Genomic DNA, 15,131 nt, shown 5'->3' with positions numbered 1-15,131 from the left:
GGTTATCTGTTCTTAACCAAACAGATTTTTAAATTTTTTGATATAACGCCTGAAGACGTTCTGGTGTCATGATACTTTTCCAATCCTTACCCAGTGCATTTTCCCAAAGGGGTTCTAGACTCAATGAGATATTCACCATCACATCAAAATCATTTTGGGTGAGATCGGCACAGATGCCGTTTGGCAGTGTTATGTTGTGCTTTTCCATCATTTTATTGAAGAGTGCCACTCCTTCCGGATAAAACTCTTCCAAATGTTGAAACACCAAACAATTTCCGATTCCATGTTTAACGCCCAAAAGATAGGATAAACCATAACTCATCGCATGTGCCACTCCTACTTGGGAATACGCTATGCTCATTCCGCCGTGCCAAGAAGCCATTATCAATTTGTCCCTGGACTCTTCAGCGGATATATCTCCCAGAAATACTTCCTTGCAAAGTTCCATGGCCTTTTCTCCATAGCTCTGACTAAAAGCGTTCAGATAAGTACCTGTTAACGACTCCACGCAATGTATAAAGCAATCCATTCCAGTATAGAACCATTGTTCCTTGGGGACTGTTTTACTAAAATCGGGGTCCAGTAGTACTTGGTCAAAAGGTGTAAAATCCGAATTTATTCCTAATTTTTTTTCGGGACCTAACAATACGGTGGTTCGTGATACTTCGGCTCCCGTACCACTTATGGTAGGGATACCAACATGATAAAGCGCCGGCTTATTCACTAAATCCCATCCTTGATAGTCCTTAGCGAGCCCTTTATTGTTCAATAAAATGGAAACCGCCTTGGCCAGATCCAGCAGGGTTCCTCCTCCAATACCAATAATACCCGAAGGGAGTTCATTGTACTTTTCCCTTATTTGATCAACTAGGGCATCTACCTGAGCTGTTTTAGGTTCCTCTTTAGCAGAGATATAAATAACCTCATCGTTAAACATTAGGGGAACCTTAGCCAAGAATTGTTGGTTTTCAAAGAAATCGTCAACCAAAAAAATAAAGGGTGCCTCAGAACTTTTTCGCTGAGGCAACAAAATATCCCCTAATTGAGAAAAACAGCCCGACCCAAAAATTACCCTGGGTACCATAGGAAAGTTTTTGTACAATGTTTTATGGGTTGAGGTTGTTTCCTGTTTTTTCAAATCGCTTTCTGTCTTCATTAATTATCCAAATACTTCAAAATGTCTTTGAGACCATTCAATTTAAGATGATTGTTCACCATTTCATCTTCTGCAACCAATTCATGGGCCCATGTGGTATGGAACGGTACATGGACTGCTTTAGCCCCAATATTCAAGATAGGTAATACATCCGATTTAAGGGAATTTCCTATCATCAAAAATTCGCTAACATCTATATTCAAATGCTCCAGCAAATTTCTGTAATTAATTTCTTTTTTATCACTCAACACTTCTACATGATGGAAATATTGGGAAAGTCCCGACTTTTTCAATTTCCGTTCCTGATCCAAAAGATCTCCCTTAGTGAGTACAATTAATCTATACTTCCCCACCAATTTAGATAAAACTTCCTCTACCCCATCCAACAACTCTACTGGATGTGATATCATCTTCTTACCAAGGTCCAATATTTTACCAATAGTTTCTTGTGAAACTTTATTATTGGAAAGGTCCATGGCGGATTCTATCATAGAAAGCATAAAACCTTTAATGCCATAACCATAAATATCCAAGTTGTCCATTTCCATTTTAAAAAGCTCTTGGTCAATCTTGTTCTTGGTCTCATAATCTTCCAAAAGTTCTGCAAACTTTTCTTCGGTTTCCCTAAAATAGGTCTCATTGACCCAAAGGGTATCATCCGCATCAAAGCCAATTACTTTTATGTTAGTGAAATCTACTTCCATACCTTTCTAGCGCGTTCCAAATCTTCTGGTGTATCAATTTCGATACCTGTCACATGGGTTTCCACCATTTTTATTTTTTTGCCATACTCCAAAAAACGTATGGCCTCAATTTTTTCTTTGGCCTCCAAGGGAAGCATGGGCAATTTTTGAAAATCCTCCAGTGCTCTTTTTCTAAAAGCGTATACCCCTTTGTGTTTGTAATAGGTTGCTTCAACTTCCTTGTCTCTAGGGTAAGGAATTGGAGAACGTGAAAAATAAAGTGCAAAATCCTGATTGTCCACAATGACCTTTACCGTATTAGGGTTGGAAATTTCATCCCAATCAGAAATTGGAGTCATCAAGGAAGCCAAATCGATTTCTTTCCTGGTATCATTTTTGAAAACCTGAATAATCTTTTCCAAACTTACAGAATCTATAAAAGGCTCATCTCCCTGGACATTGATCACAATATCCACATCCATATCTTCAACGGCCTCAGCAATCCTGTCGCTGCCACTTTCGTGCGCTTTTTGGCTCATTATTACCTTTCCTCCTATATCCTTGATCACATCCGAAATTATAGGACTATCCGTAACCACATATACATCATCAAAAAGTCCTGTATTTATGGCAGCTTCGTAAGTCCTCACAATTACAGGCTTCCCACCAAGGTCCTGCATCAGTTTGGCAGGAAACCTAGAGGCTTGATAGCGGGCGGGAATCATGGAAATTATTTTCACGTTTAGGATATTGGTTGAGTGATTGATTATTTTTTGGGTCTCAATTTTCTATATATTCTGAATATGATAAACAGAATGATTATCACAAGGATTGCTGCAATGGGTGGCACCAATATCGATGCTGTACTTACTGTTACGGCAGCTCCTGTTTCCAAGGTCGACACCAAAGGATTGGCCAACCCTCCCGTGGTTCCAGAAGATGTTAACCTCCCTGCGGCATTGGCCCCTTTTATAGCTGTTGCGGTGCCACCACCGGCAATAATGGCCAAAGACCAAGTAACTACCGGGTCCAAATTGGCCACTGTGGACACCATTACGGCAGTACCAGCGATTCCGGCCATGGGAATAGCAATACTATCCAGGGCATTGTCCACCCATGGAATAAAATAGGCGAAAATTTCAACAATGGTTGCAACCCCCAAGGCTATGAGTGCTGTTAAACTTCCAATCCATTGCCAATTTGCGTTGAGATCCCAAACCCCTAAATAGGCAGCGAAACTAAGTGCAAAAAGAGGCAGAAAAACCCGAAAGCCAACAGATGCCGCCAATCCTATTCCAAGGAAAATACTAATAATGGTATCTGGTTCAATATTCATGCTGATGTCTAAAATAGGGTATTCCTAGTCAAGAAAAAAATCATCTTTGAAACCTATAAGGTACAGTTGTCGCTCGGCTCTTGTCACAGCAGTATAAAGCCATCTTAAATAATCTTTATCCACCCCATTGGGCAAATAAGGTTGCTCTACAAAAACGGTATTCCACTGCCCTCCTTGTGACTTGTGACAGGTTATTGCATAGGAAAACTTCACTTGGAGTGCATTAAAGAACTTGTTGTTCTTAACCCCCAAAAACTTTTTATATTTTGATTTTTCATGAGCGTAGTCCTTCATTACCTCTTGATATAGCCGATTCCCGTCCTCATAAGATAATGATGGGGTCTCCGCGGTTATCGTATCGAGCAAAAGAACGGTCTCAAAGGGTTTTTGGCTGGGATAATCCACCATTTTAACCTTGACTTCGGCGAACTTAAATCCATAAAGTTCTTTGATGGCAAAAAGTTCCAACACTTCAATAATATCGCCATTGGCGATAAAACCAGCTTCGGAGTTGGGTTTTAACCAGAAGTAGTTGTTCTTGACCACCATCATGTAATCGCCAACAGCAATTTCATTGTCCAAAAAAAGGATACGCTCCCTTATATTTTGATTGTACAAATTGGCTCTTTTGTTGGAACGAACAATAATGGCCGTATCCTCTTTTCCATTTTGATGATAGGATGAATCTATCGCTTCCTGAATTTCGGCACCATCAATCAAACGTACAATATCCTTATAGTTGTTCAACTCAAACTTAAAGTCATCAAAAAACTCGGATTGTAATTGCTCTCGAAGATTAGTAGCATTATGAAGAATACCTGACCCCCCAGATTGCCTCATTACTTCATCCAGCTCCAAACACTCCACCTCTTTATCATAATTTAAGGACAAGCGGTTTTCATCAAGCGCGGGACTCAGTTCCAATTTAACCGGAGGTAACTGAGCGGTATCACCGATCAAAATTAATTTGCAATTATGGCCAGAATGTACGTAAAACATTAAATCGTCCAACAACGAACCGTTTTCAAACAATTTAGAATCAGCAGGCGTATCTGGAATCATAGATGCTTCGTCCACTATAAAAATAGTGTTGCGATGTTTATTTGGTGCCAAAACAAATTGGATGCCACCCCCTGACTGTTTCTTGGGAAAATATATCTTTTTATGGATGGTAAATGCCTTGTTTCCGGAATAAACGGACATCACTTTTGCTGCCCTACCTGTTGGAGCCATCAAAACAGAGCTCATTTTAATCTTCCAAAGACTGCTCACCAAAGTGGCTATCAAGGTGGTTTTTCCCGTTCCTGCAAATCCTTTTAAAAGGAATACGTCGTCCTTTTTGCCCTCTAAAACAAAGTTAGCCAGCTTATTAAGTGCCAAGCCTTGTTTTACGGTAGGTACATGGGGAAATTTTTCAGTTAAAATCTTTAAAAATTCCGGTGCTGTAAAATCATTCATGAGCACTAAATATAGCGCTCTTTTTTAAAGCAAAAAGTTTCGCAATAAAAAAAATATTGTAGATTTGTCTGTAACCACTAAATTAACTTTGAAAGACAGTATCAGATATGTTAAACTTAATTCTTATTGTTGTATTAATATGCCTTGTGACCATAGGGCTTGTTTTCTTGATCGATAGATTTTTACCTCAAAAAGTAAAGCCTGTTTTAGTAATTCTATTCGGAATTTTGAGCATTTACTTAGGTTTTAAAATATACGATTCCATCAACGCCCCCATTGAGTTCAATAAGGTAAGAAAAGAGAGATTTTCCCATGTTATTGACAAACTTAAGGACATTAGGGATTCTCAAGAAGCTTATAAAACTGTAAACGGAAAATATGCCGGTGATTTTGAAAGCTTGATTAAATTCATCGATACTGGCAGCTATACCATTACTACCCAACGCGACTCCTCTTTCATGAGATATGACAGAGCCTATCAGATTGATATGCAGCAGGACACCATTATTATTGATACTTTGGGGACAGTAAAAGTAAAAGACTCTCTTTTTGGAGCAGATGACCGCTACAAAACTATGATGGACGTTCCTTACGCCCAAAACAATGAAAAGTTTGAAATGAAAGCTGATATTGTTGACAAGAGTGGATATAAAGCTCCTGTTTTCGAAGCCAAGGTTAAGAAAAACGTTGTGCTTTACGATCAGCCGGAAGATTTGGTAGAAAAAGAAAACTCTTACCAAAGTGTTGAAGAAGTAAATGGCACTGAAATAAAGGTTGGTTCCTTGACTGATGTTAGTACAAACGGAAACTGGCCACCTATCTACGATAGGAAAAAGAACAACTAGCTATAGTACATAACGAAACAAATAGCACCAATAGAAAACTGTCCATTCAAGCTGGCTTGAATGGACTTTCTTTTTGTGTACTGGATACCATTACCAATAAAATTCTCGCGTTTGAACGAGTGAATTTTAAAACACAGCTTACTCCCTACTTAATGCTCAAAGAGTTAAAAGAAAAAGTCAGCAAACAAGGCGAGGTGGGAAGAAACTTCTCCGAAGTAATGGTTATTCACAAGAATAATATGTTCAGTCTGGTGCCCAAGCCACTTTTCAATAAAGAAGAATTACCGAACTATTTAAAGTTCAATGCCAAGATAATGGCCAACGACCTTATCGCATATGATGAAATCCCAAACCAAGAAATCATCAATGTTTACATCCCCTACACCAATGTAAACAACTTCATTTTTGAGCTTTTTGGAGAGTTTGAATTCAAGCATAGCGGAACTGTTCTCATCAATACATTGTTGAAGCAAAATAGAACATCATCAGAACCCGTTTGTTATGTTCAAGTATCGGAGCGCGAGACGGAAATGATGGTGATGTCCGATAAAAAATTATTGTTTTACAATCAGTTCGAGTACAGTAACAAAGAAGACTTTCTATATTATCTATTGTTCAGTTTAGAGCAATTGCAAATGGATTTGGAAAAAATCAATCTTAAACTTTTTGGTTCCATTGAAGAAGGAGACGCCATTTACGAACTTTGTTACCAATACATTAAAAATGTATCCGTTTTTGTGCCCAGCAACCCATCATTCCCAATGGAACAATTGGAAAATGAGAGCATAGATTTTTCCATTTTAAGCTCCCTCTAAATGCGGATTATTTCTGGAAAATATAAGGGCAAAAGACTAACTGCCCCAAAAAAACTACCGGTACGCCCTACGACAGATATGGCCAAGGAAGCCCTGTTCAATATACTGACTAATCGATTCTATTTTGACGAGCTTAAAGTGCTGGATTTATTTTCGGGAACAGGAAACATTAGTTTTGAGTTTGCATCCCGGGGTACAGACAGAATAACTGCTGTTGATGGTCATCAAGGTTGTGTTCGCTACATTTCCAAAACAGCACAAGAGTTGGATTTTTCAATTACTACTGTAAAATCCGATGTCTTTAAGTTTTTACAGCGGGTACCTGAAAAATTCGACCTTATTTTTGCCGACCCCCCGTATGATTTTGATACGGAACAATTTTTAAAAATTGCTGATTTGGTGTTTGAAAAAGAGCTTTTACTGGAAGATGGGCTTTTAATCATTGAACACTCCGAGCAAACCGATCTTTCCGAACACCCCAAGTTTTCGGAACAAAGAAAATATGGGGGAAGTATTTTTAGTTTCTTTGAAGTAGAATAAAAGCAGGCCATAAGCCGGATTCTGTATACCCTTATCATTTATCTAGACAAATGGTTGCCCAAGAGTTCTAACCGCCTACCCTCCAACTCGAGCGTGCAGCCCTCCACCGATAGCTATCGGGACGTTGGTTTACATGACGTTTCACCGCATAGAGTTTGCCGATTTCACTACAGCCGAACTGTACTTGCTTTCTGTTGCACTGGTCCTCGCCTTGCGGCGGACGGGCGTTACCCGCTATGCTGCACTTTGGTGCCCGGACTTTCCTCTTCAAGTACGGTTGCCCATACTTGCAGCGATAAGGTGGCCTGCTAAGTGCAAAGGTAATCCAATTGTTAATAAAAAACGGCTTAACTCTGCACTTGCAGGTAACTTTGCACGATCCTATTTTTATATTTGTAATAATTCTATTTTTCCCAGTATTGGAACCTTTTATAGTATCAGCAAGAAAATATAGACCCCAGACGTTCAAGGATGTTGTGGGACAATCGTCTATTACCAATACCTTGACGAATGCCATTGAACACAATCATTTGGCGCAAGCCCTGTTGTTCTGTGGTCCAAGGGGTGTTGGGAAAACGACCTGTGCCCGTATTTTGGCCAAAAAAATAAACCAAGATGGAACGGAAAGGGAAGATGAAGATTTTGCTTTTAATATTTTTGAGCTGGATGCTGCCTCCAATAACTCTGTAGACGATATCCGTAGTTTGATAGACCAGGTACGCATACCACCGCAAACGGGAAAATACAAGGTGTATATTATTGATGAGGTGCATATGCTCTCACAATCGGCCTTCAATGCATTCTTGAAGACCTTGGAAGAACCGCCTAAGCATGCCATTTTTATTTTGGCAACAACGGAAAAGCACAAAATAATTCCCACCATCCTGTCCCGATGCCAAATTTTTGACTTTAAACGCATCACGGTAAAAGATGCCGCGGAATACCTAAAACATATTGCGGAACAGCAAGGGATAGAAGCTGAGGAAAGTGCATTACATATTATCGCACAAAAGGCAGATGGTGCTATGCGGGATGCATTATCCATTTTTGACCGCGTGGTCAGTTTTTCAGGGGAAAAATTGACCCGAAAAGCCGTAACCGAAAACCTCAACGTTCTTGATTACGACATTTACTTTTCCGCAACCGACTTGATTTTGGAGAACAACATTCCCGAACTTTTGGTTCTTTTCAACAAAACCTTATCCCTTGGGTTCGATGGCCACCACTTTATTACAGGTTTGGCCTCACATTTTAGGGATTTGATGGTTTGCCAACACCCTGATACTTTGGACCTTTTGGAAGTTGGTGAAGATGTAAAGCAACAATATCAAGATCAATCAAAAAAGGCATCAAAAGAATTCCTTTTAAAGGCCATAGATATGGCCAACGATTGCGACCTAAAATATAAGACCAGTAAAAATCAAAGATTACTGGTTGAACTTACTCTCATGAAATTGGCGTCCATCACTTACGATGGAGAAAAAAAAAACTCTAATTTCATAATCCCTGCCTCTTATTTTACAGGTAAAATATCAACATCAAACGGTACAACACCTCCTCCAAACATTGGTTCGGTTCCAATGCCCAAAGTGGAAAAACCAGCACCTGAACAAACCACCTCAAAAGAACCTATAAAAGAAGCTCCTGAACCAAAGAAAGCTAAAGAAGAACTGGTCAGTGAGCCGAAAGAAAGTTATCAGCCCAAAAAAATCAACATTAAGACTTCCGAAAAGCGGATTTCGGGTCTGTCACTCTCCAGTATCAAGGTCAAAAAGGAACATGAGAACACAAAATCCACAAACATAGCCGAAGAGGATTTACCTAAAGATGCTTTCGAAGAAGAGGTTATGCAGAAACATTGGGACGATTTTGTACACCAATTGGAAAAACAAGGGAGAAAAATATTGGCAAGTAACCTTCAGTCTGATGTTCCCAAGCTAAAAAACGAGAATACCATTTGGATAGAGCTCCCCAACGGCACCATGAAAAAGGAGATAGAAAGGGAACAGAGCTTAATGCTCGACTATCTGAAGCAAAAGCTGAACAATTATTCCATTTCGCTCCATATTACGGTAAATGAAGAGGTAGCCAAAAAATTCGCCTTTACCCCAGAGGAGAAGTATGAAAAATTAAAAGAGAAAAATCCAAATATTGAGCTATTGCGAAAAGAGTTTGATTTGGATTTTTAAACTTACCGCACAATACTTTTATCTTTGCATTCGTAACATTCAAAAACGTATTCATGTTAGGCCTTAAACTTCCGACAGACCCAAGATGGGTAAACATTGTTGAAAAAAATATTGAAGAAATTTTGACGGACCATGCCTATTGCGAGCAAAAGGCAGCCAGTACTGCAATTTCCTTGATTATCGGCTTTCCGGAAAAATCGGAATTGGTAAAGGAGATGACCGCGCTTGCCCGTGAAGAAATGGGACACTTTAATATGGTGCACGATAAAATTATCAATCGTGGATGGGTCTTGGGACGCGAACGAAAGGATGAATACGTAATTGAATTGATGAAGTTCTTCCCAAAAGGTGGTAGTAGAGAAACACATTTGGTGCACAAACTTTTATATGCCGCACTGATTGAAGCTCGCAGTTGTGAACGTTTTAGATTACTTTCAGAAGAGATAGACGATGAAGAGTTATCCGAATTCTACCGCAATTTAATGGTCAGCGAGGCCAACCACTACACCATGTTCCTAAAGTTTGCCCGTAAATACGGAAAAAAGGAGGAAGTGGATAAGAAATGGGAGGAGCTATTGGAGTACGAAGCCCAGTTAATGAAAGACCTCGGCAAAAAGGAAACCATGCACGGTTAAGCCTCTTTATTAAGCCTCCAACTTTCGTTTATAATAATCATACATTTCAAATTGAGAACGTAGCTCAGGCTCCCCTTTGGCACGCTTTCTATAGGCATTGTCCTGTTTTGCCGAGAACACTCTTGCCTTGGAATTATCTCTCCAAGAAATATCAAAAGTATCGAGCAATTCTTGTCTGATATCCGGGTCGTAAACAGGACACCCTACCTCAACCCTAAAGTCGAGGTTTCGCGTCATCCAATCTGCCGAAGAAATATAAATTTTCATATCACCGCCATTCCCAAAAATGAACAATCTAGGATGCTCTAAAAATTTATCAACGACACTGATGGCTTCGATATTCTCGCTCATGCCCTCAACACCGGGAATAAGACAGCATACACCGCGAACAATCATTTGTATTTTAACTCCTGCCCTACTGGCCTCATAAAGCTTATCCACCATTTTATACGAAGTAAGGCTGTTTATCTTTATTTTGATATAGGCCTCCCTACCTGCCTTTGCATACTCGATTTCTTGGTCAATCAACTTCATAAAAGTTGATTTAGTGTAATGCGGAGATACGATTAGATGCTTGTATTTGTTGATTTTATAATTGGTCTCGAAAAACCCGAACACTTTGTTCATATCCTTAAGGATACCTTGGTGGGCGGTAAATAAGGTGTAGTCCGTATAAATCTTTGCCGTAGACTCGTTAAAATTCCCTGTACTGATAAAACCATACCTTTTGATTCCCTCATCCTCTTCGCGTTCCACTAAGCAAACCTTACTGTGTACTTTTAGTCCAGGAACACCAAAAATCAACTTAACCCCTTCGTCTTGTAAATGGTTGGCATATTCAATATTGTTCTGCTCATCGAACCTAGCTTGCAATTCAATCTGCACGGTCACCTGCTTTCCATTTTTGACCGCATTGACCAAAGCTGATGCAATTTGACTATCACTCGCCAATCGATATATCGTGATCTTAATACTTCGTACTTGGGGATCTAGTGCAGCTTCTCGCAAAAACTTGGTTACGTAACTAAAGGTATGGTATGGGGCATAGATCATATAATCTTTATGGGCAATGATATCCAACAAACTCCCCTTCATACTTAATCCCTTTACTGGTAAGGGCTCAATTTTATCGTACATAAGGTCATTCCTTCCCAGGCTAGGAAAGCCCATATAATCCCTTCTATTGTGGTAACGGCCACCAGGAATAACGCTATCAGTATCCATGATATCCATTTTTTCCTTTAGGAATTGAAGGGTATCCTTGTCAATACTTTTGTCGTAAACAAAACGTACAGGGTCACTTATTTTTCTATGCTCTACGCTAGAAGAGATCTTTTCAATGAAGCTTTTGCTCAAATCATTGTCAATATCCAACTCCGCATCCCTTGTAATTTTAATCATGTGAGCAGAAATGGATTCAAACTCGAACATGGTGAAAACACTGTCCAAACAAAAACGAATCAAATCATCCAACATGATGACAAAATCCTTATCCCCTTCTTTTGGCAATACAACAAATCTATCTATTCCTTTGGGAATTTCAATAAGTGCATATCGGTTGTGTTTGCCCTTCGCAGAGCCGTTCTTCATTACAATTTTAACCGCCAAATAAGCCGCCGTATCCTTCAGCAAGGGAAATTCGGTAAGATCATTGAGGATGATGGTCATCAACTCCTGATTTACCTTTTTAAAGAAATAGTCCCGAATAAATTCAGCTTGACTTTCATTTACTTCTGTTTCCCTGATGATAAAAATATTTTCTTCTCGCAGTTCTCTATCTATTTCCTTAAAAACCTCAAGACTACGTGACTGCTGGTCAATCACAATTTTGGTAATTTCCTCCAAAAGGTCTTTTGCTTTTTCTCCACCCAAGACACTTTTTCCAGTTTTCCCGGCATCTACAATACGTTTTACCGTGGCGTACCTTACCTTGAAAAACTCATCCAAATTGTTACTGAAAATTCCTAAAAATCGTAATCGGTCAATCAGCGGAACTCTATGGTCCTTACTCTCCTGCAGTACCCTAGCATTAAATTGTAACCAACTGATTTCTCTATTAATATATTCGTTCTTTGTTTTTACCATTTATTTTTTCAAGTGTTTTGGAAAGACCATTTGTTTAGTGGTACCCCCTGATATTTTGGACCAATCGTCCACACCAAATGTAATGTGCACAAGTCCTGCTGTGGGAACGTTCTCAATATACTGATCTCCCCAAGTATTTGCAAGTGAAGTGAAGGCATAATTGTGACCAAATATGGCTACAGTGTTTAAATCATTGTCCAATTGTTGCACAAATTGCTGTACACTGTTGCCCGAGAAATCATAGAGCATATTGTTGACCTTGAATTTGGACAGGTCAAATTCCAGATTTCTTATAAAAATCATACTGGTGTGCAAAGCACGGTTGGCAGGGCTGGAATATATAAAATCGATTGAAGGAGCATGCAACCCAAAGGTTTGAGAAACCAAATGGGCATCGTTAACCCCTCTTTGCTTTAAAGGTCTATCATTGTCCGAGACATCGTAATCCCAAGAGGATTTCCCATGTCGCATCAGTATTAATTGTTTCATCTTATCGGAATTAGGGTGCCAAACGTTCAATTTTCCAATCAAAATCCTCTTGAAGGGTATATCGAATTCGATCGTGCAATCTATTGGGACGTCCCTGCCAAAATTCAATGGATATGGGGCGCACCAAATACCCTCCCCAATAGTCGGGTCTTTGAATTTCCTTCCCATCATATTTTTTTTCCAGATTGTTCAACTCCTTCTCCAAATACTCCCGGGAAGGTACCACTTCACTCTGGTCGGACACTATGGCACCGAGTTGGCTTCCTGTGGGTCTGGATTCAAAATATCCATCGGAAAGGTTTTCAGCTATCTTCTCGGCTGTACCTTTTATAATGACTTGGCGTTCCATATTTGGCCAAAAAAAAGATAAACAAACAGATGGATTCGCTCCAATCGCCTTGCCTTTTTCACTTTGGTAATTGGTATAGAAAATAAAGCCTTCAAAAGTAAATTTCTTCATTAAGACCACTCTACTCTTCGGGAATCCATCCAAACCAATGGTCGAAACAGTCATGGCATTGGGTTCATCCACTCCATCGGAAGCTTCCACTTCGTGGAACCACTTTTGAAATTGTTCCAGTGGATTCTCCTTTACGATCTCCTCTGTCAATTCACTTTTTTCGTAGGATTTCCTATAGTTGCTCAAGTCTTTTTGCATGACGTGAAGTTCGTCAAAATTAGAATCTCCTCAAAGCAACAGGTTTAGAAAAGTTTTGCTAAAATCCTTTTGCTGCCAAAGTCAAATATCTTGCCATCATCTGCCAAATCGACATAAGGAAAAATCTCCTTGGCTTCTTCCCCAAACAGTTCGATGGATTTATAACGCGTTGAATAATGCCCTAAAACAAGAAGTTTCGCATCGGCTTTCTTGGCAATTTGTGCCGCTTGTTTCGAAGTGGAATGCTTTGTTTTGTCGCAAAGGTGGGATTCGGATTCCAAGAAAGTAGATTCGTGGTAAAGCACCGTTACATCTTTTATGATAGGTAAAATCGATTCGTTATACACCGTATCACTACAAAAAGCATAACTTTTGGGCTCGGGTGGATCTAAAGTAAGTTGCTTATTGGGAATTGTATTTCCGGATTCGTCCACGCCATCAACACCTTTTTTAATATTATTGAACTGGCTCTTATCGATTCCATAAGCTTTAGCTGCTTCAATATTCAAAGTTCTTGGTGCTTCTTTTTCTTGAAACAAAAATCCATTGGTATATACCCTGTGAATCAATGGGACTGTACGCACTGTAACTTTTTCATCCTCATAAATGAGTTCGGATTCTTTAGATTCCAACTCGTGAAATATCAATGGGTAATTGGTCCAAGAATCTCCAAGCTTTAAAAATAAGGTTATGGCCTGCTTTATCCCTTTTGGACCATAAATATGTAGTTCTTTGTCCCTGCCCAACAACCTGAAGGTTGAAATCAATCCTGGAAGTCCAAAAAAGTGGTCCCCGTGAAGATGTGATATAAATATGTGATTGATTCTGGAAAACTTGATTTTGTACTTTCTAAGCTGTACTTGGGTTCCTTCGCCACAATCAATTAAAAATAGGTGGTTTTTTATCTCGAGTACCTGCGATGTTGGATTGGTAAATGTTCTTGGTGTAGCGGCATAACAACCTAAAATGGTAAGTTTCATATGCCAAGATCACGTTCTATTTCTTCCATTTCGATAAGGTCCTTTGCTTCTTGTAAAGTGGGCACCACACTTATTTCTTCTGGAACTTCATCATAACTTAGCTTATCCGTCACCAGAACAAAAGATTGTCCTGAACCTTTATGGGTGTTGGAAATATCCAAAAACTCCAAAATATCACCAATCGTAAGTTTATCAAAAGAAAAAAGATTGACTACAATATTGTCGTGCTTTAGTTTGGGGTAGGCTTTGTTCAGGTTTTCCAAAAACCCGGAAAGTGTAGTTTTTTCTTGAAAAACAATAGTTGTTGTTCCGTCTTTGTCGAAAATCATCTCTTACTTAATTTTTGATGCCAATAGATAAAGTACGGCCATTCGGACTGCCACTCCATTCTCTACTTGGTGCAAAATAATGGATTGGTCGGAATCGGCCACATCGCTTGTAATTTCCACACCTCGGTTTATCGGCCCAGGGTGCATGATCACAATTTGTTTGTCCAAACTGTTCAAGAGTTGTTTGTTCACCCCGAACTGTTGTGTGTACTCCCGCGTGGATGGGAAATAGCTGATATCCATACGTTCGTTCTGAACCCGAAGCATATTGGCCACATCGCACCACTCCAGTGCTTTTTTCAAATTGGTCTCCACTTCTACCCCTAACGATTCAATATGTTTGGGAATCAATGTCCGTGGCCCACAAACTTTTACGTTAGCTCCCTGCAATTTTAAGGCAAATATGTTGGACAACGCTACCCGTGAGTGAAGGATATCACCAACAATCACCACATTTTTATCTCCTACATCACCCAACTTCTCTCGTATGGAATAAGAATCCAATAACGCTTGTGTCGGGTGTTCATGGGCTCCATCGCCTGCATTGACTATTGCCGCTTTTACGTGTTTTGATAAAAAGATGCCTGCTCCCGGATTCGGGTGACGCATCACAACCATATCCACTTTCATAGAAAGTATATTATTTACGGTATCGATGAGGGTCTCCCCTTTTTTAACAGAGGATTGCCCTGCGGAAAAATTGACTACATCGGCTGAAAGTCGTTTTTCGGCCAGTTCAAAAGACAATTTTGTTCGGGTACTGTTCTCAAAAAAGATATTGGCTATGGTGATATCCCTGAGTGTGGGCACCTTTTTAATGGAACGATTGATTACTTCCTTAAAATGATCGGCGGTTTCAAAAATGAGCGATATATCCTTTTTGTTCAGATACTTAATTCCTAACAAGTGATTTACACTTAATTCGCTCATTCT

16 protein-coding genes and 1 other RNA gene are annotated in these 15,131 nt (G+C 39.6%); 5 read left to right on the top strand and 12 right to left on the bottom strand.

Annotated elements, in window-relative coordinates; translation table 11 throughout:
* Nucleotides 1-28: 28 nt before the first annotated feature.
* The 5 genes from D2V08_RS14655 to D2V08_RS14635 are packed head-to-tail and all read right to left on the bottom strand — an operon-like array spanning nucleotide 29 to nucleotide 4,633.
* On the bottom strand, nucleotides 29-1,156 hold the full coding sequence (locus D2V08_RS14655; RefSeq protein WP_119608904.1) for an iron-containing alcohol dehydrogenase family protein: 1,128 nt from the start codon (nucleotides 1,154-1,156) through the stop codon (nucleotides 29-31).
* Nucleotides 1,156-1,860: an HAD family hydrolase gene (locus D2V08_RS14650; RefSeq protein WP_119608903.1), complete on the bottom strand. Its 705-nt coding sequence runs from the start codon at nucleotides 1,858-1,860 to the stop codon at nucleotides 1,156-1,158. Before D2V08_RS14650 ends, D2V08_RS14655 begins: the two co-directional genes overlap by 1 nt.
* Entirely contained in the window at nucleotides 1,851-2,564 is a 714-nt protein-coding gene (gene kdsB, locus D2V08_RS14645) for a 3-deoxy-manno-octulosonate cytidylyltransferase (protein WP_182835586.1), read from the bottom strand. Before kdsB ends, D2V08_RS14650 begins: the two co-directional genes overlap by 10 nt.
* A 41-nt stretch (nucleotides 2,565-2,605) precedes the next feature.
* Nucleotides 2,606-3,169, bottom strand: a complete 564-nt coding sequence (locus D2V08_RS14640; RefSeq protein WP_119609660.1) for a DUF4126 domain-containing protein — start codon at nucleotides 3,167-3,169, stop codon at nucleotides 2,606-2,608.
* Nucleotides 3,170-3,199: 30 nt separating this feature from the next.
* Nucleotides 3,200-4,633 (bottom strand): ATP-dependent DNA helicase, encoded by a 1,434-nt coding sequence (locus D2V08_RS14635; RefSeq protein ID WP_119608901.1) that lies wholly within the window; start codon nucleotides 4,631-4,633, stop codon nucleotides 3,200-3,202.
* A 107-nt stretch (nucleotides 4,634-4,740) separates the two neighbouring features.
* On the opposite strand from D2V08_RS14635, the gene D2V08_RS14630 reads away from it, so the two are divergent.
* The 3 genes from D2V08_RS14630 to D2V08_RS14620 are packed head-to-tail and all read left to right on the top strand — an operon-like array spanning nucleotide 4,741 to nucleotide 6,833.
* The gene (locus D2V08_RS14630) at nucleotides 4,741-5,478 is read left to right on the top strand and encodes a hypothetical protein (RefSeq protein ID WP_119608900.1); all 738 of its coding nucleotides are present in this window, start codon (nucleotides 4,741-4,743) and stop codon (nucleotides 5,476-5,478) included.
* 2 nt (nucleotides 5,479-5,480) lie between these two features.
* Complete coding sequence (locus tag D2V08_RS14625; protein WP_119608899.1) at nucleotides 5,481-6,293, top strand: DUF3822 family protein; 813 nt, start codon at nucleotides 5,481-5,483, stop codon at nucleotides 6,291-6,293.
* On the top strand, nucleotides 6,294-6,833 hold the full coding sequence (locus D2V08_RS14620) for an RsmD family RNA methyltransferase (RefSeq protein WP_119608898.1): 540 nt from the start codon (nucleotides 6,294-6,296) through the stop codon (nucleotides 6,831-6,833).
* Here the strand turns inward: D2V08_RS14620 and rnpB are convergent.
* Nucleotides 6,829-7,145, bottom strand: an RNA gene (gene rnpB / locus D2V08_RS14615) — RNase P RNA component class A. The genes D2V08_RS14620 and rnpB overlap by 5 nt on opposite strands.
* Before the next feature lie 107 nt (nucleotides 7,146-7,252).
* Here rnpB and D2V08_RS14610 point away from each other — a divergent pair.
* Nucleotides 7,253-9,022 (top strand): DNA polymerase III subunit gamma/tau, encoded by a 1,770-nt coding sequence (locus tag D2V08_RS14610; RefSeq protein ID WP_119609659.1) that lies wholly within the window; start codon nucleotides 7,253-7,255, stop codon nucleotides 9,020-9,022.
* Nucleotides 9,023-9,075: 53 nt separating this feature from the next.
* Nucleotides 9,076-9,657 carry a MiaE family protein gene (locus D2V08_RS14605; RefSeq protein WP_119608897.1) on the top strand — a complete coding sequence of 194 codons (582 nt, stop codon included), beginning with the start codon at nucleotides 9,076-9,078 and terminating at the stop codon, nucleotides 9,655-9,657.
* Between the two features lie 9 nt (nucleotides 9,658-9,666).
* Here the strand turns inward: D2V08_RS14605 and ppk1 are convergent, their stop codons facing one another.
* From ppk1 to D2V08_RS14575, 6 genes are read right to left on the bottom strand one after another with little or no spacing between them, the layout of a single operon-like run.
* Entirely contained in the window at nucleotides 9,667-11,742 is a 2,076-nt protein-coding gene (gene ppk1 / locus D2V08_RS14600) for a polyphosphate kinase 1 (RefSeq protein WP_119608896.1), read from the bottom strand.
* Nucleotides 11,743-12,231, bottom strand: coding sequence for a SixA phosphatase family protein (locus tag D2V08_RS14595; RefSeq protein ID WP_119608895.1), 489 nt, complete (start codon nucleotides 12,229-12,231; stop codon nucleotides 11,743-11,745).
* A gap of 10 nt (nucleotides 12,232-12,241) precedes the next feature.
* Nucleotides 12,242-12,889 carry a pyridoxamine 5'-phosphate oxidase gene (gene pdxH, locus D2V08_RS14590; RefSeq protein ID WP_119608894.1) on the bottom strand — a complete coding sequence of 216 codons (648 nt, stop codon included), beginning with the start codon at nucleotides 12,887-12,889 and terminating at the stop codon, nucleotides 12,242-12,244.
* A gap of 44 nt (nucleotides 12,890-12,933) precedes the next feature.
* On the bottom strand, nucleotides 12,934-13,869 hold the full coding sequence (locus D2V08_RS14585) for a ribonuclease Z (protein ID WP_119608893.1): 936 nt from the start codon (nucleotides 13,867-13,869) through the stop codon (nucleotides 12,934-12,936).
* A complete protein-coding gene (locus D2V08_RS14580) occupies nucleotides 13,866-14,198 on the bottom strand; it encodes a ribonuclease Z (protein WP_119608892.1) in 333 nt (110 codons plus the stop codon). The genes D2V08_RS14585 and D2V08_RS14580 overlap by 4 nt, the downstream gene beginning before the upstream one ends.
* Before the next feature lie 3 nt (nucleotides 14,199-14,201).
* Nucleotides 14,202-15,128 carry an aspartate carbamoyltransferase catalytic subunit gene (locus tag D2V08_RS14575; RefSeq protein ID WP_119608891.1) on the bottom strand — a complete coding sequence of 309 codons (927 nt, stop codon included), beginning with the start codon at nucleotides 15,126-15,128 and terminating at the stop codon, nucleotides 14,202-14,204.
* Nucleotides 15,129-15,131: the final 3 nt, after the last annotated feature.

It is taken from the genome of Flagellimonas lutimaris (assembly GCF_003581615.1).
Lineage (GTDB): Bacteria > Bacteroidota > Bacteroidia > Flavobacteriales > Flavobacteriaceae > Flagellimonas > Flagellimonas lutimaris.
The sequence above is the reverse complement of the archived record's forward strand: the minus strand, read 5'-3'. Positions and strand labels throughout refer to the sequence as shown.